Annotated in this window: 20 protein-coding genes; 10 read left to right on the top strand and 10 right to left on the bottom strand. The window is 63.8% G+C overall.

The features are described from left to right. Position 1 precedes the first annotated feature (1 nt). From B2585_RS03470 to B2585_RS03445, 6 genes are all read right to left on the bottom strand, one after another. A complete protein-coding gene (locus B2585_RS03470) occupies positions 2-1,513 on the bottom strand; it encodes a MerR family transcriptional regulator (protein ID WP_292020036.1) in 1,512 nt (503 codons plus the stop codon). 35 nt (positions 1,514-1,548) lie between these two features. After that, positions 1,549-1,851, bottom strand: coding sequence for an integration host factor subunit alpha (gene ihfA / locus B2585_RS03465; protein ID WP_292020074.1), 303 nt, complete (start codon positions 1,849-1,851; stop codon positions 1,549-1,551). A 159-nt stretch (positions 1,852-2,010) separates the two neighbouring features. Continuing rightward, positions 2,011-2,985, bottom strand: a complete 975-nt coding sequence (locus B2585_RS03460) for a beta-ketoacyl-ACP synthase III (RefSeq protein WP_292020034.1) — start codon at positions 2,983-2,985, stop codon at positions 2,011-2,013. Continuing rightward, a complete protein-coding gene (gene plsX, locus B2585_RS03455; protein ID WP_292020032.1) occupies positions 2,982-4,109 on the bottom strand; it encodes a phosphate acyltransferase PlsX in 1,128 nt (375 codons plus the stop codon). Before plsX ends, B2585_RS03460 begins: the two co-directional genes overlap by 4 nt. 21 nt (positions 4,110-4,130) lie before the next feature. Beyond that, positions 4,131-4,340: a 50S ribosomal protein L32 gene (gene rpmF / locus B2585_RS03450; protein ID WP_292020030.1), complete on the bottom strand. Its 210-nt coding sequence runs from the start codon at positions 4,338-4,340 to the stop codon at positions 4,131-4,133. A gap of 274 nt (positions 4,341-4,614) precedes the next feature. After that, complete coding sequence (locus tag B2585_RS03445; protein ID WP_292020028.1) at positions 4,615-5,073, bottom strand: YceD family protein; 459 nt, start codon at positions 5,071-5,073, stop codon at positions 4,615-4,617. Positions 5,074-5,261: 188 nt separating this feature from the next. Here B2585_RS03445 and B2585_RS03440 point away from each other — a divergent pair, with 188 nt between their 5' ends. The 3 genes from B2585_RS03440 to B2585_RS03430 are packed head-to-tail and all read left to right on the top strand — an operon-like array spanning position 5,262 to position 8,316. After that, positions 5,262-5,732: an outer membrane protein assembly factor BamE gene (locus B2585_RS03440; protein WP_292020026.1), complete on the top strand. Its 471-nt coding sequence runs from the start codon at positions 5,262-5,264 to the stop codon at positions 5,730-5,732. Between the two features lie 12 nt (positions 5,733-5,744). After that, on the top strand, positions 5,745-6,467 hold the full coding sequence (locus B2585_RS03435; protein ID WP_292020024.1) for a GNAT family N-acetyltransferase: 723 nt from the start codon (positions 5,745-5,747) through the stop codon (positions 6,465-6,467). 31 nt (positions 6,468-6,498) lie between these two features. Then, the gene (locus B2585_RS03430; RefSeq protein ID WP_292020022.1) at positions 6,499-8,316 is read left to right on the top strand and encodes an ABC-F family ATP-binding cassette domain-containing protein; all 1,818 of its coding nucleotides are present in this window, start codon (positions 6,499-6,501) and stop codon (positions 8,314-8,316) included. Between the two features lie 105 nt (positions 8,317-8,421). Here the strand turns inward: B2585_RS03430 and hemB are convergent, their stop codons facing one another. Continuing rightward, positions 8,422-9,420 (bottom strand): porphobilinogen synthase, encoded by a 999-nt coding sequence (gene hemB / locus B2585_RS03425; RefSeq protein WP_292020020.1) that lies wholly within the window; start codon positions 9,418-9,420, stop codon positions 8,422-8,424. An 82-nt stretch (positions 9,421-9,502) separates the two neighbouring features. Here hemB and B2585_RS03420 point away from each other — a divergent pair, with 82 nt between their 5' ends. From B2585_RS03420 to B2585_RS03410, 3 genes are all read left to right on the top strand, one after another. Continuing rightward, positions 9,503-10,072: a component of SufBCD complex gene (locus tag B2585_RS03420; RefSeq protein ID WP_292020018.1), complete on the top strand. Its 570-nt coding sequence runs from the start codon at positions 9,503-9,505 to the stop codon at positions 10,070-10,072. Positions 10,073-10,111: 39 nt separating this feature from the next. Beyond that, complete coding sequence (mfd, locus tag B2585_RS03415) at positions 10,112-13,585, top strand: transcription-repair coupling factor (RefSeq protein ID WP_292020016.1); 3,474 nt, start codon at positions 10,112-10,114, stop codon at positions 13,583-13,585. A 153-nt stretch (positions 13,586-13,738) separates the two neighbouring features. Further along, positions 13,739-14,290, top strand: coding sequence for a hypothetical protein (locus tag B2585_RS03410; protein WP_292020014.1), 552 nt, complete (start codon positions 13,739-13,741; stop codon positions 14,288-14,290). Here the strand turns inward: B2585_RS03410 and B2585_RS03405 are convergent. From B2585_RS03405 to B2585_RS03395, 3 genes are all read right to left on the bottom strand, one after another. Next, entirely contained in the window at positions 14,275-15,516 is a 1,242-nt protein-coding gene (locus B2585_RS03405; RefSeq protein ID WP_292020012.1) for an MFS transporter, read from the bottom strand. The two genes, B2585_RS03410 and B2585_RS03405, sit on opposite strands and share 16 nt — an antisense overlap. An 82-nt stretch (positions 15,517-15,598) precedes the next feature. Then, on the bottom strand, positions 15,599-16,243 hold the full coding sequence (locus B2585_RS03400; RefSeq protein ID WP_292020010.1) for a DsbA family oxidoreductase: 645 nt from the start codon (positions 16,241-16,243) through the stop codon (positions 15,599-15,601). A 60-nt stretch (positions 16,244-16,303) separates the two neighbouring features. Beyond that, entirely contained in the window at positions 16,304-17,842 is a 1,539-nt protein-coding gene (locus B2585_RS03395; RefSeq protein WP_292020008.1) for a class I adenylate-forming enzyme family protein, read from the bottom strand. A 64-nt stretch (positions 17,843-17,906) separates the two neighbouring features. Here B2585_RS03395 and B2585_RS03390 point away from each other — a divergent pair, with 64 nt between their 5' ends. The 4 genes from B2585_RS03390 to lpdA all read left to right on the top strand — a co-directional run bounded on the left by B2585_RS03390 (position 17,907) and on the right by lpdA (position 22,102). Further along, entirely contained in the window at positions 17,907-18,536 is a 630-nt protein-coding gene (locus B2585_RS03390) for a helix-turn-helix domain-containing protein (RefSeq protein WP_292020006.1), read from the top strand. Positions 18,537-18,623: 87 nt separating this feature from the next. Beyond that, positions 18,624-19,919, top strand: a complete 1,296-nt coding sequence (locus B2585_RS03385) for an MFS transporter (RefSeq protein WP_339718246.1) — start codon at positions 18,624-18,626, stop codon at positions 19,917-19,919. A 75-nt stretch (positions 19,920-19,994) separates the two neighbouring features. Beyond that, the gene (locus B2585_RS03380) at positions 19,995-20,567 is read left to right on the top strand and encodes a DUF924 family protein (RefSeq protein ID WP_292020004.1); all 573 of its coding nucleotides are present in this window, start codon (positions 19,995-19,997) and stop codon (positions 20,565-20,567) included. A 140-nt stretch (positions 20,568-20,707) separates the two neighbouring features. Further along, positions 20,708-22,102 (top strand): dihydrolipoyl dehydrogenase, encoded by a 1,395-nt coding sequence (gene lpdA / locus B2585_RS03375; RefSeq protein WP_292020002.1) that lies wholly within the window; start codon positions 20,708-20,710, stop codon positions 22,100-22,102. Positions 22,103-22,116 lie beyond the last annotated feature (14 nt).

The raw sequence follows: 22,116 nt of genomic DNA, 5'->3' as shown, positions 1-22,116 counted from the left end.
CCTATCGCAGGGTGGTTCCGTCATGTTCGGACCGCAGGGTAGCAAGCCGGTCCGCAAGCGCCTGAAGCGTCGCCGATGGCAAGGTCGCCTGGTGGGCGCGCAGCATCCTCAGACGCGGGGCGACAGGGGCGATGTCGGGCGGCAGGGTGCCGTCGGCGGGGTCATCGGGCAGGTCGGGCATGATGAGTACGGGGCTGTCGTAGTTGTCCGAAGGCTCAGGCGCCGCCTCGAAGGGGTCATCGGATTGTTCAGACGCGATCTCATCTTCGGCGGGGCGCGTTTCCGACTCATAGGGCGCGGCCACCGGGGTGGTGTCGTCCTCCGGCGTTGCGGGCTCGTCCGGGATCGGTGGCTGCCAGTCGGGAGCGGGGTCTGGCTCGCTGTACTCCTGAGCGGATGGTTGCGAGGCTTCGATGGTTTCGTCGGGCGAGGGGTCGGCAACGGGCATCTCCCAATCCGCCGACGGCGCGTCCTGGGAGAACACGTTGGCCGAGTCTTCCGGTTCGCTCGTCGCAACCTCGTCCGGCTCTGGATGCTCGTGCATTTCAGGCGTCGGGTCGGCGCGCGAGATATGCGGGCTTTCCGTCTCGGGCGCGGGCGCTTCCGGCTCCGGCAAGATATCGCTGTCGTCGCTCCCGCTTACCTCCACCGCAGTATCCCAAGTGGGAACATCGCTGCCGCCGGGTTCCGGCGGTCTGGCTGCTTCGTCGGTCTGATCTTCGGACGCCAGCGTCTCGTCAGCGACCGGGTCGTCTTCAGATGGGAGGTCCGCCGCCGCAATGGCGCCCGGGGCAGGCGTGTCGTCTTTTGCCCATGTGCCGAAGGGCGAATGTTCGGGGGGCGAGTCGGGTGCTGGCGGGTCGAGTGGCGCTTCGACCCCCTCCGGGTCGGCAGCGGTTTCGGCGGCGAGTGGGTCTTCGCCCGGCGTCGCCTCTATGTCGTCGCTCGGATCGGACTCGGCAGGTGTCAGGGTTTCGTCGCTCAGATGCGGGGCGTGGGCTTCGACTTCCTCAGCCGCCGGCTCTTCGGTGCCGAACGTGACAGAGCGGTCCTCTTCCGGATCGACCGGGGCGAGTTCGCCACTTTCCATCGCCTCGTCCACGGCGGGCGCGAGGGCGTCTTCGACGGTTTCCGAGGTATCCTCGACGAGTTCCGCCTCCTCGACATCCGATCCGGAGGCACGACGGCCCTGATCGAGGGACACGACGTTGCTGTCCGCGTCGCCGCCCTCGAGATCGAGCGGGGGCGACATGGCGGCGACGTGTTTCACGCCCTCTTCCCGCAGGAGTTTCTGCACACCCCTGATCGTCATGCCATCTTCGTGGAGAAGTTTGCGGATGCCGCCCAGCAGTTCCATGTCGCTCGGGCGATAGTAGCGTCGGCCACCGGCGCGTTTGACCGGCTTCACCTGCGTGAACCGGCTTTCCCAAAAGCGCAGGACGTGCGTTGGCACGCCGAGCCACTCGGCCACCTCGCTGATCGTGCGGAAGGCGTCAGGTGACTTCTGTTCCATGTCTTTGCCCGTTCATTGACTGCTCTGTTTCGGGCTCAGCGCTTGTTCCCCGCTGCAACCCGTTCCTTCATGATCTGCGACGGACGGAAAGTGAGAACGCGGCGCGGCGAGATCGGAACCTCTTCGCCCGTCTTGGGATTACGCCCGACGCGGGCCGCCTTGTCACGCACCGAGAAGGTGCCGAAAGACGAGATTTTCACCGTTTCCCCCTCAACGAGGGCGTCGGAAACGTAGCCCAGCACGCTCTCCACAAGCTGGGCGCTTTCGTTGCGCGACAGGCCAACTTCGCGAAACACGGCTTCGCTCAGATCCATGCGCGTCAGCGTCTTTTCACTCATACCGTCCCCCGAGATGGTTTTCCGCAGCATGGGGCCGATATTTTTTCAAGTCAACATCAATGACTTGGAGGTCGGGTTTGATCTGCGGTTCATTGCCTGCACGCACTGTGGCCGGACGGTTTCCTCCAGAGCGAGGCCATTGTCAGGGATCGTGCGGCGTCACCAGCGGATGACGACCGCCCCCCAGGCAAGCCCGCCGCCGATCGCTTCGGTCACGACGACATCGTTTTCGCGGATCTGTCCCTTGGCTTTGCCGACTGACAGTGCCAGCGGGATCGACGCGGCTGAGGTGTTCCCGTGGTCCTGTACCGTCACGACGACGTTGTCCATCGTCATGCCGAGCTTCTTCGCCGTGCCGGCGATGATCCGGATGTTGGCCTGATGCGGAACGATCCAGTCAACGTCGTCATGGGTCAGCCCCGCCTTGTCGAGCGCCGCGTCGGCGGTGGCCGCGAGCTTCTCGACCGCCTGACGGAACAGGGGGTTGCCCTGCATCCTGAGCTTGCCCGCCGTGCCGGTGGTGGAAACGCCACCGTCGACATACAGCATCTCGCGGTAGCGGCCGTCGGAATTCAGGTCCGAAGACAGGATGCCGCGATCCGTGTTTTCACCCGTGCCCGGTGTGCCTTCGAGCAGGAGCGCGCCCGCGCCGTCGCCAAAAAGAACGCAGGTGGACCGGTCCTCCATGTCGAGGATGCGCGAAAAGGTTTCGGAGCCGATGACCAGAACGCAATTGGCCTGACCCGAAGCGATGAGCGCATTTGCATTGGCGAGCGCGAAGATGAAGCCTGCGCAGACCGCCTGCACGTCGAAGGCGAAGCCACGGGTCATGCCAAGGCCGGATTGCACCATCGTTGCACAGGAGGGAAATGTAAGATCGGGCGTCGACGTGGCGACGATGACAGCATCGACCTGATCCGCGTTCATACCCGCGTCGCGCAGGGCCTCTATCGCCGCGGCGATGGCCATATGGGACGTGGTTTCGCCTTCGGCAGCGAAGTGACGGCGTTCGATCCCCGAGCGGCTGCGAATCCAGTCGTCCGAGGTGTCGATCCGCTCTTCGAACCAGGAATTCGGGACCACGCGTTCAGGCAGGTAGTGCCCGACGCCGCGGACCACGGCGCGTGTTGTCATTCTTTGCCGCTCGCTTTGTTTTCGATCAACGCTGGCGTATCCTGCGTGTCTCCGGGAGTATATGCAACCCGCGCTGCGAGCTTCTCGTTGAAGCCGGACTGCGCGAGGTCGAAGGCGAGCTTGATGGCCGCCGAAAAACCGGTCGCGTCCGCAGAGCCGTGGCTTTTTACGACGGTACCGTTGAGGCCCAGAAATACGCCGCCGTTCGAGTTGCGGGGGTCCATGCGTTTCTTGAGCCGCCGGAGCGAAGTCGTCGCGAGCAGGGCCGCGATCCGAGACAGGGGCGTTGCGAGAAACGCCTCTTTCAGAGCCTCGTTGACCATCTTGGCCGTGCCTTCGCCTGTCTTGAGCGCGACATTACCCGTGAACCCGTCCGTCACGATGACATCCACGCGGTCCGACAGCAGATCACCGCCCTCGACGAAGCCTATATAATCGAAATGGGCGACGGGGGCGGCTTCGGCAATGAGCTCGGCCGCGGCTTTGATCTCGGCACGGCCCTTGTGCTCCTCGGTGCCGACGTTCAGCAGCCCCACGCGCGGGCGCTGAATGCCGTGGCCGTTGCGGGCATAGGAGGCGCCCATCAGCGCATACTGGAGCAGGTCCATCTCGTCCGCGCGGATGTCTGCGCCACCGTCGAGCATGATGTTGAAGCCCATCGGGTTCTGCGAGGGCCAGAAGACCGCGATGGCAGGGCGGGACACGCCGGGCAGCTTGCGAAGCCGGAGCATCGCCATTGCCATGAGCGCGCCGGTGTTACCCGACGATACGACCACCTCGGCCTCGCCATTCTTCACGCAGTCGATGGCGGACCACATCGAGGTGTTCTTGCCGGTGCGCATGATTTGCGCCGGCTTGTCGTCCATCGTCACAACACCCTCGGCATTGCGCACTTCGCAGATGCCGCGCAGTTCGGGGCGTTTGGACACGAGTGGTTCGAGCTCCGCGGCATGACCGTGGAGGATGAAGCCGATATGCTTGTTCTTGCGCGCAGACTTGGAAAGACCGGCGACAACAGCCGCCGGTCCGCGATCGCCACCCATGGCGTCGACCGAAATGATAATGCGCTGCAGCCCCTGCGCGGAGGCCGACGTCCGGGAGCCGGGGTCCGTCGTATCCGTCATGGGGTAAGCCTCGTGGTGGGCTTACGCCGCGTCTTCGTCGTCGAAATCCACGTCGTCGGCCATCGCGACGACTTCACGGTCGGCGTAGTGACCGCAGGACGGGCACACATGGTGCGGACGCTTCAGCTCGCCGCAGGACGGGCATTCGTTGGGGTTGTCAGCCACAAGCGAGTCGTGCGAACGGCGCATGTTGCGGCGCGACTTGGTGACTTTGTTCTGAGGGACAGCCATGTCTCAACCTCGATGTTTGCGGGGGCTTCGGTGTCGTTGCCCTGTTTCGTCAGGGGCCGAAGCCCGTTGTTCCAGTCTCATCTTTCGCGAGTCTGACCGCCTCTTACGCGCTAAAACGCACGGTTCCAACCCATCTTTCGAAAGAGGGCCGGAACATACTGCGATTCTGCTGTTTTGCAAGGGTTTTCACGGGTGGCTGCAAGGCGGGTTGCCGGGCTCCGCGCCCGCTGCACCGTGCCGGGCCGGGACCGACGCGCCGATGCCACCCGACTCGTCACTCGTCGTCCTTGCCTGCCAGCTTGTCGCGCAGGTCTGCAAGACCCGCGAAGGGGCGGGCGTCGTCGTCCGTCATGGCGTCCTTGCCCGGTTCGGTGAAGACCTGTTCACCCAGTTCTTCCGTCGCGCCGCGCGGATGGTCCGGAAGCGCGAGGGACAGGGCTTCGACGAGCACCGATCCAAGGTCGATTTCACGCCCCAGCGGTTCGCGGTCCACATCTTCGGGCGCTTCGCTTTCCTCGGCGGTTACCGGCTCCATTCCGGCGATCCAGGTGCGTTCCACGTCTTCCTCGATCCGTGTCACCACTGGATCAAGCGAAATAACGCTGGTCTGGACGACCGTTGCGCCGAGATGGCCGCTAAAGCGCCAGTCGCGTTTGGACAGCGGTTTGAGGGTGCCTTCGAAGCGGACCTTGCGCAGTTCTGCGATTCCCAACTCGTCTGCGAGCGCGTTCATCTGGCGCTCGTTTAGGCCCAGTTCGATCTCACGAGGGCGAGATTTGTCCAAATCTGCCACGCGAAAGACCGGACCATACTCTATATTGCCGTCGGATGCCGTCATAGGGACTTTCGTTTCTTGAACGCGGTGCGATGTTTCTATAATCCGTTGTCCAAGAGAAAGATCGGTAAGGCAAGGGGGGCGGTATGACCGAGACAGGGACGAAGGCGGGCAGGGTGCTGCGCGCCATTGCCGTTCTTGCGGTGGTCGGCTTCGTGTCGGCCTGCACACCGATCTATTCCAACCACGGCTATCTTCCCACCGATCAGGACGTCGAAGAGATCATGGTCGGCGTCGATACCCGCGAAACCGTTGGGGCGATCGTCGGACGTCCGGGGGCAGAGGGCCTCCTGACGCAGGAAGCCTGGTACTATGTCCAGTCCCGCTTCGAACAGGTCGGGTATCAGGCCAAGGAAGAGATCGACCGCGAGGTTCTGCGCATCAGCTTCACCGAGGACGGTCTGGTCGAGAACATCGAGCGCTTCGGTCTTGAAGAGGGCCGTGTCGTGACGCTGTCGCGGCGCGTGACCACGTCGAACACCGCAGGCATCGGCTTCATCCGGCAGCTTCTGGGCAACATCGGTCGTATCAACCTCGACAACATTCTCGGCAATTGACGGCGGCGCGGCATGGTCGCGCTGCTCTCCCGTGGAAACCTGAGTGTCCGGCTGGCGGCGGGTCCGGCGGATGTCGAGTCGGCGCAGCGCCTGCGGGGCCGCGCGTTCCGGCGTGACGAAGGCCTGGACGCTGACGCCGTCGACTGCCGCTGCGAACATGCCCTGATCGAGCGGGAGGGGGTGCTTCAGGCCACCTTTCGGTTTCAACGCTTCGCCTCGGGGTCCGATGTCGTGACCGGGTATTCAGGACAGGTCTACGACCTGGCACGCCTCGCAGCCCGCCAAGGGCCGATGATCGAGGTGGGGCGGTTCTGCATCGCACCCGGCGTTCAGGACCCGGACCTTGTGCGACTCGGCTGGGCGGCGCTGACCCGGATCGTGGACGCGGAGGGCGCGACGTTCCTCTTCGGCTGCTCGTCGTTTCACGGCACCGATGCGACCCCTTATGCGGATGCGCTGCGTCTGCTTGCCGCGCGACATGTCGCGCCGCCTGACCTCGCACCGGGCCGCAGATCGGATGACGTCGTGACACTGCCGGTGGGCCAGATAGACGGGGCCGAAGCTCAGCGCCAGATGCCCCCGCTTCTGCGCACCTACCTCCTGATGGGCGGCTGGGTGTCCGACCATCTCGTCGTGGACCGCGTGATGGAGACGCTTCATGTCTTTACCGCTGTCGAGATCGCCAAGGTGCCGGAAAACCGGGCGCGGGCGCTCAGGTTGCTGGCGGGCGATTGACGGCGACACGGGCCGGGACTAGGTGAGCGTCATGGCGCGTGCACCCCTCCTCCAGCTTTCCGACATTTCCCTGACCTTTGGCGGCGATCCCGTGTTCGACGACCTGTCGCTCGTGGTGCAGCCGGGCGACCGCGTGGCGCTCGTGGGCCGGAACGGGTCGGGCAAATCGACGCTGATGAAGGTCATGGCGGGTCTGGTCGAGCCGGATCACGGCGAGCGTATCCTGCCGCCGGGTGTCGCGGTGGGCTATATGGAGCAGCACCCGTCGATGGCGGGATTCGAGACGCTGGGCGACTTCGCGGCGAGCGGATTGGAGGCGGGCGAGGAATATCGCGTGGAGCGTGTGGCCGAAGGGCTCAAGTTCAACCCGGAGGTCGCTGTGGCGACGGCCTCGGGCGGGGAGCGGCGGCGGGCCGCGCTGGCCAAACTGCTGGCCGAGGCGCCGGAGCTCATGTTGCTGGACGAGCCGACCAACCACCTCGACATTCAAGCGATCCGCTGGCTGGAGGACGAGCTGTCCACGACGCGCACCGGCTATGTGCTCATCTCGCACGACCGTGCCTTCCTGAACGCACTCACCCGCGCGACTCTCTGGATCGACCGGGGGCAGGTGCGCCGGCAGGAAGAGGGCTTCTCGAACTTCGAGGCCTGGCGCGACAAGGTCTGGGAAGACGAGGACATGCAGCGCCACAAGCTCGACCGCAAGATCAAGTCCGAGGCGCGGTGGGCGGTCGAGGGCATCTCGGCCCGGCGCAAGCGCAACATGGGCCGGGTGCGCGCGCTCGGCGATCTTCGCGCCGAACGGGCATCCCAGATCAAACGGCAGGGTGCGGCGGCGATGGAACTGGCTTCCGGTCCGAAGTCGGGCCGCAAGGTCATCGATGCCAAGGGCATTTCGAAAACCTACGACGGCAAGACGATCCTGCGCGACTTCTCGCTTCTGGTGAACCGGGGTGATCGCGTCGCGCTCGTCGGTCCGAACGGGGCCGGGAAGACCACGCTCCTCAAGATGCTGATCGGGCAGGAAGACCCCGACACCGGAACCGTGACTCTGGGCACCGGGATCGAGATGGCCGTGTTCGATCAGAACCGTGCGACGTTGGACGAAAATGCGAGCCTGTGGGAGAACCTTGCGGGTGATCCCGAAATGCGCGTGTCAGGGAAGGCTGACCAGATCCTCGTGCGCGGTCAGCCCAAGCATGTGGTGGGTTACCTCAAGGAATTCCTCTTCGACGAACGACAGGCCCGCGCGCCGGTCCGCTCGCTCTCGGGCGGGGAAAAGGCGCGGCTGATCCTCGCGCGGCTGATGGCGAAACCGTCGAACCTGCTGGTGCTCGATGAACCGACCAACGACCTGGATGTCGAGACGCTGGACCTGTTGCAGGAACTCCTGATGGACTTCGACGGGACCGTGATCCTGGTGAGCCACGACCGCGATTTCCTCGACCGGACGGTGTCCACCACGGTCGCGATGGAAGGCGACGGGCGTGCGACCGTCTATGCCGGAGGCTGGTCCGACTACCTCGCCCAACGCAGCGCGGATGAGCCGGACCTGACGCCCACCGAAAAGCCGAAACCGGCGAAGGCCGCGGGGGGTAAAGCGTCACCCAAGGCCCCAAAAGACAGCCTGTCTTTCACAGAGAAACATCGGCTCGAGGCGCTACCAGACGAGATCGCGAGGCTTGAGGCCGAGATCGTGAAACTCGAAGAACTGTTGTCGGATGCGGAGCTTTTCACCCGTGAGCCCGTGAAGTTCAAGAAAGCGACCGAAGCGCTGGTGGCCCGGCAGGAAAAGCTGGCTTCGGCAGAAGATGAATGGCTCGAACTGGCGGAGCGAGCGGACGCTTGAAGGTGCTGAGCAGGACTTGCGGCGTCCCACCTTTGGCGGCACGCCGCGATGCGAGAGGGCCAGTCCTCTCGCGCTCTCCCGCGGTACTTTGAAACCGAAGATGCGTCAGGCGTTCAGGAGTTTTGCGGCGTCCGGCGCGAAATAGGTGAGAATCCCGTCGCAGCCTGCGCGTTTGAAGCTCGCGAGGCTTTCCACCATCACCTTGTCACCGTCGAGCCAGCCGTTCGCGACCGCCGCTTGCAGCATCGCGTACTCACCGGAGACCTGGTAGGCGTAGGTGGGCACACCGAACCGATCCTTCACCCGGCGGCAGATGTCGAGATAGGGCATGCCTGGCTTCACCATCACCATGTCCGCGCCTTCCATGAGGTCGCGTTCGACGAGACGCAGCGCTTCGTCGGAATTGCCCGGGTCCATCTGGTATGTCTTCTTGTCGCCCTTGAGCGCCCCTGACGCCCCGACCGCGTCGCGGAAGGGTCCGTAGAAGGCCGAGGCATATTTAGCCGAATAGGACATGATCGACACGTTGTGTTGGCCGTCGGATTCAAGTGCCGAGCGCATCGCACCGATCCGGCCGTCCATCATGTCGGAGGGTCCGAGGATGTCGGCGCCGGCTTCGGCCTGCGCCAGCGCCATCCTGACCAGCGCCTCGACCGTGCGGTCGTTCACGATCTCGCCGTCCACGACGAAACCGTCATGTCCGTTGATGTTGTAGGGGTCGAGCGCGATGTCGGTCATGATCGCGATGTCAGGCACCGCGTCCTTGATCGCCTTCGTCGTGCGGTTCGACAGGTTGTCGGGGTCCCAGGCGCCCGCGCAATCCTCGGTCTTCACGTCCTGCTCGATGAACGGGAACAGGCAGATCGCGGGGATGCCGAGGTCATGGGCTTCGCGCGCGGCCTTGACCACCAGATCCGTGGTCATCCGTTTGACGCCGGGCATGGATGGCACGTCATAGGTTTCGTTCTCGCCCTCCATCAGAAAGACCGGCCAGATCAGATCGTCGGTCGTCAGCGTCGTCTCACGCACGAGTGCGCGCAGCGCAGGTGAGCGGCGGTTGCGCCGCAGGCGCGTCGCGGGAAACGGGGCGGTGGTGCGTGTCATGATTGCATCCTTTGGCGTCTGGCCTTCTGTGCCACGCCAAAACCGCCCCCTCAAGGGGTAGCGCCCCGCGAACGAGGCGCGTATGGTCCCGCAAAACGATCCCCAGAACGGGCAGGGCAGCACGGTGGACTGGTATTCAGCCGTATTCGAACTCATCGACATGCGGAGCTTTTCGAACCTGTGGTACTGGATCGCGCTGGCCGCCGTCTGGTCGCAGACGAGCCGTTACGTTCTGGGCGTACCATACGACATGATCCAGCGCGCTAGCCGGAACGGCGGCGATGCCGAGGTCGATCTCGAGGACATGGTGCGGATCAATTGCAACCGGCTGCTGTACGTCGCGGGCGTTTCGGGCCTCTGGATCATCGGGATCGGGGCGATGCTGATGACGACGCTGGCGATGCTGGGCTTTTACTATGACGTCGAGTTCGCGCAGGCTGTGTTCCTGCTTGGTGCGCCGATGATTTTCGTGGGGGCGCTGTCGGTGAACTCCGCGCGCGTCATCCGGGACAACGTGCTTTCGGGCCAGGCACTCAGGAAATACATGCACCGCCACCGGATCGCGACGCAGTTCATAGGTATGATCGCCATCTTCATCACAGCGCTCTGGGGCATGTATCAGAACATGACCTACGGTGCGCTTGGCCAATGAGCCATTGACAGCCGCGCCGCGCAGGTTAGGTCCCCCCTCATGGCCAGCCGAGACCACATAACACTGTCGGGCGCGCCCGAAGGGTTCGACGCCCTCCTTGTATCCCGTGAACTGGAAAAGAGCGGCGGGCCGGTGGTCCATGTCGCGCGCGATGACAAGCGGCTGGCGGCGATGCAGGCCGCGTTGGCCTTTCTCGCCCCGCGGGTGACGGTGCTGACCTTTCCGGGCTGGGATTGCCTGCCCTATGACCGCGTGTCGCCCAACCCCGATGTCTCCGCCGCGCGCATGGCAACGCTGGCAGCGCTGGCACATGGGGTGCCCGGACCTTTCGTCCTGCTTACGACGCTCAATGCCGCCACCCAGCGCCTGCCTGCCCGTGAAGTCCTGGCGGAGGCGAGTTGGTCGGCGAGCGTGGACAACCGGATCGACGTGGACGGGCTTCGGTCCTTCCTTGTGCGCATGGGGTTCAGTCAGGCGCCGACCGTGACCGAACCGGGCGATTTCGCCGTACGCGGCGGCATCATAGACATCTTTCCGCCGGGAGAGGCGGGGCCGGTGCGGCTCGACCTCTTCGGTGACGTGCTGGACGGCGCGCGCCGGTTCGACCCGGTCACGCAGCTGACCACCGAGACGCTGTCCGCCGTCGAGTTGGCTCCCGTGTCCGAGATCATTCTGGACGAGACCGCAATTGCGCGTTTCCGGCGGAATTACCGGGTGGAGTTCGGCGCGGGTGGCGCAGACGATCCGCTTTACGAGGCTGTGAGCGCCGGGCGCAAGCACGCGGGCATGGAACACTGGCTACCGTTCTTTCACGAGCGCCTCGAGACACTGTTCGACTATGTGCCCGGTGCCAGCGTCATGCTGGACGACCAGACCGGCCCTGCGCGCATTGCCCGGTGGGAGGGCATTGCGGATCAGTACGACACGCGGGCCGCTGCGATGAAGGATCGCAACCGGCTCGACACGGTTTACAAGCCCTGTCCGCCGGAGCAGCTCTATCTCGACGAAGAGGCATGGACTGGCGCGCTCGCGGATCTGCGCGTCCTTCAATTGACCGAGTTGCCGCAACCGACAGGCGCTGGAGTGCTGGATGGTGGCGGGCGGATCGGGCGCAACTTCGCCCCAGAGCGCCAGCAGGAAAAAATCAATCTTTTCGAGGTCTTGGCGGAGCATATTCGTGTGCGGCGCGACGTGGGGCCGGTGGTCGTCGCGTCCTATTCTGAAGGCGCGCGCGAGCGGGTCGGCGGGCTTCTGGCCGACGAGGGCCTTACCGCACAGACCGAGATTGCCGACTTTCGCGATGTGCCCCTGGACAAGGGCGGGCTTTACCTCGCTGTCTGGCCGCTTGAACACGGGTTCGAGGCGCCGGGGCTTACCGTCATCTCGGAACAGGACGTTCTGGGAGACCGGCTCATCCGCGCGCCCAAACGCAAGCGTCGGGCGGAAAATTTCCTAACCGAACATCAAAGCCTGAGCCCCGGCGAGTTGATCGTTCATGTCGATCATGGCGTTGGTATTTACCGGGGGCTGGAGACGGTCGAGGCGCTTGGCGCGCCGCATGACTGTGTGTTGCTGGAATATGCGGGTGGCGATCGGCTCTACCTCCCGGTCGAGAACATCGAGCTTCTGTCAAAGTACGGCCATGAGCAGGGCCTTCTAGACAAGTTGGGCGGGGGCGCCTGGCAGGCCAAGAAGGCCCGGCTAAAGGAGCGCATCCGGGAGATCGCCGACAAGCTCATTCGCCTCGCGGCCGAGCGGGCGCTGCGCAAGGCTCCGGTGCTGGAGGCCCCCCACCACGCGTGGGAAGAGTTCGCGGCCCGCTTTCCCTACACCGAAACAGACGACCAACTTTCTGCCATTGCGGACGTGATCGAGGATCTGTCGGCGGGGTCTCCGATGGACAGGCTGATCTGCGGCGACGTGGGCTTCGGCAAGACCGAGGTGGCGATGCGGGCGGCCTTCGTTGCAGCGATGACCGGCATGCAGGTGGCGGTGATTGCGCCCACAACGCTACTGGCCCGGCAGCATTACAAGAGTTTCGCCGAGCGTTTCAGAGGCTTCCCCATCCAGGTGGGGCAACTCAGTCGGTTTGTGGGCCAAGCGGAATCGACGCGTACCCGCGAGGGCATGAAGGACGGCAGCGTCGACATCGTCGTGGGCACCCATGCACTCTTGTCCAAGGGGACCCGGTTCAAGAACCTCGGGCTTCTGGTGATCGACGAGGAACAGCGTTTTGGCGTGACGCACAAGGAACGGCTGAAGGAACTGCGCTCTGACGTGCATGTCCTGACCCTGAGCGCGACGCCGATCCCGCGCACCCTTCAGATGAGCCTGACCGGCGTGCGCGACCTGTCGATCATCGGCACCCCGCCGGTCGACCGGCTTTCGATCCGGACCTATGTGTCGCCCTTCGACACGGTTACGATCCGCGAGGCCCTGTTGCGTGAGCACTACCGGGGCGGACAGAGTTTCTTCGTGGTGCCGCGGGTCAAGGATCTCCCGGAGATCGAGGATTTCCTGAAGACCCAGGTGCCGGAGGTGACCTATGTGGTCGCGACGGGGCAGATGGCCGCGGGCGAGCTCGACGACCGGATGAATGCCTTTTACGATGGCAAGTTCGACGTGTTGGTGGCTACGACCATCGTGGAATCCGGACTCGATATCCCGACGGCGAACACGATGGTGATCTGGCGCGCCGACATGTTCGGTCTCGCGCAGCTATACCAGATCCGCGGTCGGGTGGGCCGTGCCAAGACCCGCGCCTATTGCTACCTGACGACCAAGCCGCGCGTGCCGCTGACGCCGGGGGCGGAAAAGCGACTCAAGGTGCTGGGATCGCTCGACTCGCTTGGCGCGGGTTTTGCGCTCGCGAGCCAGGACCTCGACATCCGGGGCGCCGGGAACCTGCTCGGCGAAGAACAGTCCGGCAACATGAACGAGGTCGGCTATGAACTCTATCAGAACATGCTCGAAGAGGCGATTTCCAAGATCCGTTCCGGCGAGCTGGAAGGGCTGACGGAAGCCAACGAGACCTGGGCACCGCAGATCAACCTCGGCGTGCCCGTCATGATACCGGAAAGCTATGTGCCGGATCTCGACGTGCGTCTCGGCCTTTATCGGCGGCTGTCAGACCTGACAACCAAGGTAGAGCTCGAGGGTTTCGCAGCCGAACTGATCGACCGTTTCGGCAAGCTGCCGAAGGAGGTCAACACGCTTCTGTTGATCGTGCGCATCAAGGGCATGTGCAAGCGGGCGGGCATCGCCCGGCTGGACGGTGGACCAAAGGGCGCGACGATCCAGTTTCACAACGACAAGTTCGCCTCGCCAACAGGGCTGGTGGAGTTCATGCAAGCACAGAACGGGCTTGCCAAGGTCAAGGACAACAAGATCATCGTGCGCCGTGACTGGAAACGCGACAGCGACAAGATCAAAGGGGCCTTCGCCATCGCCCGTGACCTTGCCGAAAAGGTCGTGGCGGAGAAGAAAAAGGCGAAGGCCCGAAAGAACGCCTGACCTCAGGCACCGGCAACGCAAGGACCACAAGGCGTGTCGCGCCGTTGACCCGATCGCGTTGCCGTGGTTCGCTTCCCATGCATTTTCATGACCTCCGGACGGGGCGTATTCGGCGCCGATGATCCGTCCGGGCCTTTGGGAGACCGACACCACATGACTGTCCGTGCCACGATACATCGCTCCTTCGCCACAGCGCTCGCGCTTTTCCTCATGGCCGTTCCCGCCATCTCGCAGGATGATGAGAACAAGGTTTGCAGCTACGGCTCTGATGGTTCTCGCCTGTCGCCGGCCGAGCTGGGGCCAATGATCGAAGGACAGTGGACAGGCACCGCGCCAGGGCTGGGCGTGACCACGGGTGTACAGACGTTCCCCCTGACCATCACGCTTGAGTACGGTCGTCTCTACATCTCCAGCGGGGGCCAGAAGGCCCGGCTGGAGCCCGTTCGGGGACCGCGCAAGGCCTTGCGCTATGACTTCGTCAAGCAGAAGGCGATTCCGGAAGAGGCGCACGCGGTCGCGGTCAACGTGGAGGATTTCGGCCTTGTGCTGGGCTGTGACATGAACGTGGCGCCGCAGTTCACATGGACCTTCGGGTCGGGCAACCGGCGCTCGCAAGGTATCTACAGCTTTGCTTCGCCCGACCACGCCCTCGGCACGATGTGGAATTCGGCCCGTGGCGCGCGCGAGGTCTATCTCTCGCGCTGACGGCGTTCGCGGGTCATGTCCGATGCTACGAGGGCCAGGGCGACCATCGAGCAGGCGAAGGCGCCCAGCATGATCGGACGCGGCGTGCCGTCGAAGGCCTGTCCAATGCCCGCCGCAATGGGCATACCCAGCCCCATGCCGAAGGCGCCGATCACCGCCGCTGCCGTGCCCGCGACGTGTGGCAAAGGTTCCATCGCCAGGGCCGTGACGTTGCCCAGTGTCAGCCCATTGATGAAAAAGAGCGAAAACGACCAGGCCATGAAGACGCCGATGCGCACCGGGTCGCTTGCCGTCTCCATCCCGCCGAAGGTCCAGAGCACGAATGCGAGTCCCGCGAAGGCGGTTTGCGAGCCGAAAGCCGCGATCAGCATCCGCCGCATCCCGACCCGCATGACGAGCCGCGAATTCACGAAGCCCGCCCCGGCGGACAGCAGCGCGATGATTGCGAAATAGATCGGAAAGGCCTCACCAACGCCGAGGGCATCGACCCAAAGCTGCTCGGCGGCACTGAGGTAAGCGATGAACTGGCCGTACATCATCACCTGCACGGCAAGGTAGCGGGCCGAAACCGGTGTGGTCAGCACCTCGCGTGCCGCCGCAATGACTGGCTTGAGACGAAAAGCGCGCCGGTGCGCGGGGTCGAGTGTCTCGGGTTGGCGCAGAAGGTACCAGGTCAGGATCACCGTGCCGAAGACGACATAGGCGCCCAAGAGCCCGCGCCAGCCAACGAAAACGATGATCTGCTGGCCGATCAAAGGGGCGGCGGCTGGCACGACGACAAAGAACATGAAGATGAGTGACGCGACCCGCGCCTGATCCGCACCCGAATAAAGGTCGCGTGTGACCGTCTGCGACACGATCCGGGCGGCAGAGGCACCGAACCCCATCAGGAATCGCGACAGGATCAGCAGTTCGAGGTTGGGGGCGAAGGCCGCAGCGACGGCGGCCAGCATGTAGGTTCCGACACCGGCCAGAAGCGCGCCGCGCCGGCCGAAGCTGTCGGCCAGCGGCCCGAAGATCAGCATGCCGAGGCCACCACCGAGCAGGAAGAAACTGATGAGAAACTGGGTGCGCGATTTGTCGTCCGGCGCCATTTCGGCTGCGATGTCTGTCATCGCGGGCAGGAGCGAATCCGTCGAGAACGCCATGAGCGACATGAGCGCGGCCAATAGCGCGACAAGCTCAAACGTGCCGAGGCGGTTGGTGGGGGCGGTTGTGACGGACATGTGCCTTTAGAAATTGTGTGCTGATGGCATACATCGGCGCTCGGGGCTTGGCCAGTCCCAATGGCGCACGAGCAGTGTGCGTTCAGGCTTCGCCTTCGACCTGTGTCACGAGCTCGTCGATCACCTTGAGCCAGAGGTCCGTAGGCTGCGCACCGGGTACAACGTGCTGGTTGGCGATGACAAAGGTCGGGACAGCGCTTACGCCCTTCTCACGGGCGTCCATGTCCCGCGCCTTGATGTTATCCGCATCCGCACCGCTCTCGAACAGCCGCTCGGTCACGGCCCGGTCCATGCCGGTGCTCTCGGCGATGTCGGCGAGAACCGTCCGGTCCCCGATGTCCTGACCGTCGATGAAATAGGACTTGAAGAGACGAGAAACGACCGCGGTCTGCCGGCCTTCAAGATGCGCCCAGTGGATCAGCCGGTGCGCGTCCAGTGTGGACGGCGTGCGCCCGATGGCGTCGAAGTTGATCTGGAGGCCGCTTGCCTCGGCTTCCTGAACCACAGGGAGATACGCTTGCACCGCGCCCTCTTTGCCGCCGAACTTCCCTTCGAGGTAAGCGCGCCGGTCCATGCCCTCGGCGGGCATCGTCGGGTTCAGCATGAACGGATGCCATTCGATTTCGAACGGATGGTTCGGCCGTTGCTCGAGCGCGGCGTCAAGCCGGGCCTTGCCAATGTAGCACCAGGGGCAGATCGGGTCGGAGAAGATGTAAAGCTTTATCATGGTCCCCTGATTAATCCGCTCGGACGAGAGAGTCACTCTGATCGCGCAGGTGTGAGCAGGTCAGGCTTGCGGGCCAAGTTCGCCTGCAGCCCAGCGATCACGCAATTCGCGGCGCAACAACTTGTTGTTGGCACCTTTTGGCAGGGCCTCGACCGCCACGAAGACGCGTGGACATTTGTAGGCCGCGAGGCTGCCCGCCGCGTGGGACGCGAGATCGGCGCTTTTCGGGGAGCGCCCCGGCTCCGGGACATAGACGCAGGCAATGACGCGCGCGGTCTCTTTCACAGCGACCTCGACCGCCGCCGCCTCATGCACGTCCGGGTGGCGGATCATGGCGCTTTCGACCTCGACCGGTGAGACGCGGAAGCCCCCTGCGTTCATCATGTCATCGTCGCGGCCAAGGTAGGTGATCGCTCCGTCCTTCCCCATCGACACGGTGTCGCCGGTCAGGAACCATTCGCCCCTGAACCGAGCACGGGTCTCATCCCCGGCACCCATGTAGCCCAGCATCAGGCCGGGGTCAGTCGCGTGGATGGTGAGAACGCCCGGTTCTTCTCGCCCAACGGGACCGTTTTCGCCTATCACCGCGATCCGCCGGCCGGACTGCGGAAAGCCCAGTGTCCCCGATGGTGCCGGGTGGGCGGGGCTTCCGGACACGAAGGTTGAACATTCCGACATGCCGAACGCCTCATGCAGCCGGGTGCCCGTCGCCGCCTCCCACTTTGCACGGATGGGGGCCGCCAGCTTCTCGCCCGCCGTGAGCCCGTGGCGCAGCGCGGGCGTCGGCGGCATATCAGCGCGCAACATCTGTCGATAGATGCCAGGCGCGGCGGCGAAGATTGTAACTGCCTCGTCGGCGATCAACTGCGGCAGAGTTGTGGGCGGCGTTCCCGGCGCCGGGATGAGCGCTGTGGCTCCGCGCGCCCACGGGTCCATGAGGCCGGTGCCGAGCGTGTAGGTCCAATTGAACGCACCTGCATGCATGAGGCGATCTTCGGGGGTGAGGCCATACCACCCTTCCCACATCATGCGCCGCGCCCAGATCGCGCGATGGGCGTGCAGGACAGCCCGCGACGTGCCGGAGGTGCCGGAGGTGAAAATCGCGTAGGCGGGCCGCTCGGGATCACCGAGAGCGAAGTCTGCCTCCGGACCCGCGGCCAGATCGTGCAAGACGGCTTCGTCCAGAACCCGGCATTGCAGCGGATGGGGCAGGGCGATGCCGCCCCCCGCGATGATCAGCGCGGGCTCGACCTGCGCCGCCATTTTGGTGATTTCAGCTTCGGTCAGCATTGCGGAGGTCGGCACCGGGATCAGGTCGGCAGCGATGGCGCCCAGAAAGGCCAGTGGAAATTCTACGGTGTTGCCGAGCCGCAAGAGCACATGGTCTCCGGGTGTCAGGCCCTGTTTCAGCAGCCCGGCCGCTATGCCCCGCACCGCTCGGGTAAGCCGTGAAAAGGTCCAGTCATCGCGTCGGTCACCCAGCACCGAAAGCGCCAGCTTGTCGGGTGTGGCCTGTCCGGCCGCCAACACATATCCGGCCATGTTGAAGGGGTCGGGCGGCGGCGGCAGCGCTGGCCCTTGGTCGAAGGTCGCATCCATGCGCTTTCCTTGCGCAGAAGTGGTGGGAGTTGCAATAGCCTGACCCCCGGGGATAAAACGGCGCATGGCCGACGATGACCTCAAGACCCCGAGCCTGATCCGGCTCGCCCGCGAAAGCGGCGAACCTGCGCCCGATCCGCAGCCGCTCGACCTCGGAGAACGCGTGCGCGCGCTGCGCAAATCGCGCGGCTGGACACTGGAACAGGCCGCTGGTCAGGCGGGACTTGCCCGCTCGACGCTTTCCAAGATCGAGAACGGTCAGATGTCGCCGACGTTCGAGGCGCTCAAGAAGCTGGCGGTCGGGCTGGAGATCTCGGTCCCGCAACTCTTCACGCCGCCGCAGGACGCCCGGGTTTCGGGTCGCATGACGGTCACCAAGACCGGCGAAGGGCAGGCGCATCCCACGGCGACATACGAGCATGAATTGTTGGCGGGGGCACTGACGAAGAAAGCCATGCTTCCCTACCGTGCCCGCGTGCGCGCCCGTCGGTTCGAGGAATTCGACGGCTGGGTGCGCCACGATGGCGAGGAATTTCTCTACGTTCTGACCGGAGAAATCCGCCTGATAACCGAATTTTATGAACCAGTTGATATGCGGCGCGGCGACAGCGCCTATTACGATGCTTCCATGGGCCATAACGTCATTTCGGTTTCACAGGAGGATGCGACGATCCTCTGGGTCACATCGCTCTGACGCAAAGTCCCGCCGAAGCGTCGTTTCGGTCTCGAAACACGGGGCCGGGCCTGTTACGCGAAACGTGATCCGATCAGGGAGCGCGCGATGATTCAGGTACTTGGAACGTCTTGGGCCTTGCTGCTCGGGATCATGCTGCTGATGGTCGGCAACGGCATTCAGGGCACGCTGCTGGGCATCCGTGGCGGACTGGAAGGCTTCTCGACGTTCCAGATGTCCATCGTGATGTCCAGCTACTTCGTCGGCTTCCTTTTCGGCTCACGGGCTGCGCCGGAGCTTATCCGGCGGGTTGGCCATGTACGCGTCTTCGCAGCGCTGTGTTCGTTCATATCGGCGGTGCTCATCCTTTATCCGACACTCACCGATCCGATCGCCTGGTCCTTCCTGCGCCTGTTCATCGGGTTTTGCTTCTCCGGCGTCTATGTGACGGCGGAAAGCTGGCTCAACAACCAGGCGACGAACGAAACGCGGGGGCAATCACTCGCCCTCTATCTCATCGTGCAGATGATCGGGGTGATCTCCGCGCAGGGCCTTGTCGCCTTTGGCGATCCCTCGGGCTTCATCCTGTTCATTCTTCCCTCGGTGCTGGTCTCGATCTCGTTCGCGCCGATCCTTCTTTCCATCTCGCCGACCCCGGCCTTCGATACTGCCCGGCGCATGACGCTTCGTGAACTGTTCACGAATTCTCCGCTTGGCATGGTCGGCATGGTGCTGGTCGGCGGCGCGAATGCTGCGGTTTTCGGGATGGCGGGCGTCTATGGCACCGAGGCCGGCCTTCCCGTGTCGCAACTGTCGATTTTCGTGGCCATGTTCTATGTCGGTGGTCTGGTGTTTCAGGTACCGATCGGGTTCCTGTCCGATCGCATGGACCGGCGGCTTGTCATCATCGGCGCCGCGAGCGTGGCAGTGGTCGCCTCGGTCGCGGCCTGGCTGGCGCCGGTGTTCATCCTGTTGCTGCTGGCCGCGTTCTTCATCGGGGGGATGCTGAGCCCGCTTTATGGCCTGCTGATCGCACATACCAACGACTTTCTCGAGGTCGACGACATGTCGTCGGCCGCTGCCGGTCTCATGTTCGTCAATGGCGTGGGCGCCATCGCGGGTCCGCTCGCGGCTGGCTGGATCATGGGACCTCTTGGGGCCTCGGGCTTCTTCATTGTCCTCGCGGTGCTTTGCGCGGGCGTGGTCATCTACGGCCTGTGGCGCACGACGCGGCGCCCCTCGACCCCGGTGGATGAGACGGCGAGCTACGCGGTCGTCTCGCCGCAGACTTCGCTCGTGGGCATGGAAGTCGCCACCGAATTCTATGCCGATGCGCTCGAAGATGTGGCGGAGCAGAACGAGGCCGACATGGAAGACACACAGTCGCCGGGCACAATGCGTTAACGTTTAGTTTCCTTGCCTGATTGCAAATCTTTTGTAACGTCGAGGCAGGGACAGAGGACGGCCCAGGAGGGTAAGATGGCCAATCCGAACGATATTCTGGACTACTGGCTGGATGAGGTGGGACCGTCTGGGTGGTACGAGGGTTCGGAGGAACTCGACCGCGAGATCACCGAAAGATTCGGTGAAGCTTGGCGGGAGGCGACCAGCGGGGCCTATTCGCTCTGGTTGACCTATCCGAGTGGCGCACTCGCCTATGTCATCCTGCTCGATCAATTTCCGCGCAACATGTTCCGGGGGCAGGGCAAGGCGTTTTCGACCGACAAGGTGGCGCTCGCCGCCGCGAAATGCGCCATCGACAAACACTGGGACATGAAGATCGACGAGCCCGCACGGCAATTCTTCTACATGCCCCTCATGCATTCCGAGAGCCTGATCGACCAGGACCGCTGCGTTCGGCTGATGCACACCCGGATGCCACAGACCGGGCAGGGCAACCTTCTGCACGCCAAGGTCCACCGCGAGGTCATCCGCCGTTTTGGCCGCTTTCCGTACCGCAACGAGGCGCTTTCGCGTGACACGACCAAGCCGGAAGCGGCCTTCGTGGCCGAAGGCGGCTATGGCGCCATGTTGCGTGAAATGTCCGCCTGACCAATTCGCCCGAATCGTCTAGGCTATACGCTACCGCTGGCTAGCTTGGCGGCCCTTGTTTTCGCGCGGTTTTTCGAGGCGATTGAACGCCCCGCGGGAATAGTTTAAGGGTAAACTACTTTTTCGCGAGGGAGAAATAGATGGCTGACTCCAGCTTTGACGTGATCGTGGTCGGCTCCGGTCCGGGCGGCTATGTGGCCGCGATCCGGGCGGCGCAACTGGGCCTGAAGACCGCTGTGGTCGAGCGGGACCATCTGGGCGGTATCTGCCTCAACTGGGGCTGCATTCCCACCAAGGCACTTCTGCGGTCGGCCGAAGTGTTCCACTTGATGCATCGCGCCAAGGATTTCGGTCTGTCGGTGGAAAAGGCGGATTACGACCTCGACAAAGTGGTCGAGCGGTCGCGCGGTGTGGCCAAACAATTGTCCGGTGGTGTCGCGCATCTCCTCAAGAAGAACAAGGTGACGGTGTTCATGGGGGCGGGCAGCGTTCCCGCCAAGGGCAAGGTCTCGGTCAAGACCGACAAGGGGACCGAGGAACTCACGGCCAAGAACATCATATTGGCGACCGGCGCGCGCGCCCGGCAACTCCCGGGCCTTGAAGCGGACGGCGATCTGGTCTGGACCTACAAGGACGCGTTGAAGCCGGTCAGGATGCCCAAGAAACTCCTCGTGATTGGCTCAGGCGCAATCGGGATCGAGTTCGCGAGCTTCTTCAATACATTGGGCGCCGACACGACGGTGGTCGAAGTTATGGACAGGGTCTTGCCGGTTGAGGACGCCGAGATATCGGCTTTCGCAAGGAAGCAGTTCGAGAAGCAAGGCATGAAGATCCGGGAGAAGTCGACCGTGACCAAGCTCGATCGGGGAAAAGGTAAGGTGACGGCCCATATCGAGAAGGGCGGCAAGACGGAAACCGAGGAATTCGACACCGTGATCTCGGCCGTGGGGATTGTCGGTAACGTTGAGGGGCTTGGGCTGGAGGAACTGGGGGTCAAGGTCGACCGCACTCATGTGGTGACGGACGAATACTGTCGGACCGGGGTCGTCGGGCTTTACGCCATCGGCGACATCGCCGGTGCGCCCTGGCTTGCCCATAAGGCAAGCCACGAGGGTGTCATGGTTGCCGAATTGATCGCGGGGAAACACGCCCACCCGGTCAAGCCGGAAAGCATCGCAGGCTGCACCTATTGCAACCCGCAAGTCGCAAGCGTCGGCTACACCGAGGCCAAGGCCAAGGAGCTGGGTTACGAGGTCAAGGTTGGCAAGTTTCCGTTCATCGGCAATGGCAAGGCAATCGCACTCGGCGAGCAGGAAGGGATGGTCAAGACGGTGTTCGACGCCAAGACCGGCGAGCTTCTTGGCGCGCATATGGTCGGTGCCGAAGTGACTGAGTTGATTCAGGGATATGTGGTCGGGCGCACGCTCGAAACCACCGAGGAAGAGCTCATGAATACCGTGTTCCCACACCCAACGCTGTCGGAAATGATGCACGAATCCGTGCTCGACGCGTACGGGCGCGCGATTCACTTCTGATCGCGTCGGCGCGG

It is taken from the genome of Maritimibacter sp. UBA3975 (genome assembly GCF_002384975.1).
Classification (GTDB): domain Bacteria; phylum Pseudomonadota; class Alphaproteobacteria; order Rhodobacterales; family Rhodobacteraceae; genus Maritimibacter.
Note: the sequence above shows the minus strand (reverse complement) of the source record. Positions and strands in the feature narration are given on the sequence as shown.

Excerpts from the sequence above, each read along its gene's own strand:
- B2585_RS03430 (WP_292020022.1), top strand. The coding sequence starts at position 6,499 with ATGGCGCGTGCACCCCTCCTCCAGCTTTCCGACATTTCCCTGACCTTT.
- B2585_RS03435 (WP_292020024.1), top strand. The coding sequence starts at position 5,745 with ATGGTCGCGCTGCTCTCCCGTGGAAACCTGAGTGTCCGGCTGGCGGCG.
- B2585_RS03410 (WP_292020014.1), top strand. The coding sequence starts at position 13,739 with ATGACTGTCCGTGCCACGATACATCGCTCCTTCGCCACAGCGCTCGCG.
- B2585_RS03380 (WP_292020004.1), top strand. The coding sequence starts at position 19,995 with ATGGCCAATCCGAACGATATTCTGGACTACTGGCTGGATGAGGTGGGA.
- B2585_RS03400 (WP_292020010.1), bottom strand. The coding sequence starts at position 16,243 with ATGATAAAGCTTTACATCTTCTCCGACCCGATCTGCCCCTGGTGCTAC.
- B2585_RS03390 (WP_292020006.1), top strand. The coding sequence starts at position 17,907 with ATGGCCGACGATGACCTCAAGACCCCGAGCCTGATCCGGCTCGCCCGC.
- B2585_RS03445 (WP_292020028.1), bottom strand. The coding sequence starts at position 5,073 with ATGAACGCGCTCGCAGACGAGTTGGGAATCGCAGAACTGCGCAAGGTC.
- B2585_RS03420 (WP_292020018.1), top strand. The coding sequence starts at position 9,503 with ATGGTCCCGCAAAACGATCCCCAGAACGGGCAGGGCAGCACGGTGGAC.
- plsX (WP_292020032.1), bottom strand. The coding sequence starts at position 4,109 with ATGACGGATACGACGGACCCCGGCTCCCGGACGTCGGCCTCCGCGCAG.
- mfd (WP_292020016.1), top strand. The coding sequence starts at position 10,112 with ATGGCCAGCCGAGACCACATAACACTGTCGGGCGCGCCCGAAGGGTTC.
- ihfA (WP_292020074.1), bottom strand. The coding sequence starts at position 1,851 with ATGAGTGAAAAGACGCTGACGCGCATGGATCTGAGCGAAGCCGTGTTT.
- B2585_RS03470 (WP_292020036.1), bottom strand. The coding sequence starts at position 1,513 with ATGGAACAGAAGTCACCTGACGCCTTCCGCACGATCAGCGAGGTGGCC.
- B2585_RS03385 (WP_339718246.1), top strand. The coding sequence starts at position 18,624 with ATGATTCAGGTACTTGGAACGTCTTGGGCCTTGCTGCTCGGGATCATG.
- lpdA (WP_292020002.1), top strand. The coding sequence starts at position 20,708 with ATGGCTGACTCCAGCTTTGACGTGATCGTGGTCGGCTCCGGTCCGGGC.
- B2585_RS03440 (WP_292020026.1), top strand. The coding sequence starts at position 5,262 with ATGACCGAGACAGGGACGAAGGCGGGCAGGGTGCTGCGCGCCATTGCC.
- B2585_RS03405 (WP_292020012.1), bottom strand. The coding sequence starts at position 15,516 with ATGTCCGTCACAACCGCCCCCACCAACCGCCTCGGCACGTTTGAGCTT.
- rpmF (WP_292020030.1), bottom strand. The coding sequence starts at position 4,340 with ATGGCTGTCCCTCAGAACAAAGTCACCAAGTCGCGCCGCAACATGCGC.
- B2585_RS03395 (WP_292020008.1), bottom strand. The coding sequence starts at position 17,842 with ATGGATGCGACCTTCGACCAAGGGCCAGCGCTGCCGCCGCCGCCCGAC.
- B2585_RS03460 (WP_292020034.1), bottom strand. The coding sequence starts at position 2,985 with ATGACAACACGCGCCGTGGTCCGCGGCGTCGGGCACTACCTGCCTGAA.
- hemB (WP_292020020.1), bottom strand. The coding sequence starts at position 9,420 with ATGACACGCACCACCGCCCCGTTTCCCGCGACGCGCCTGCGGCGCAAC.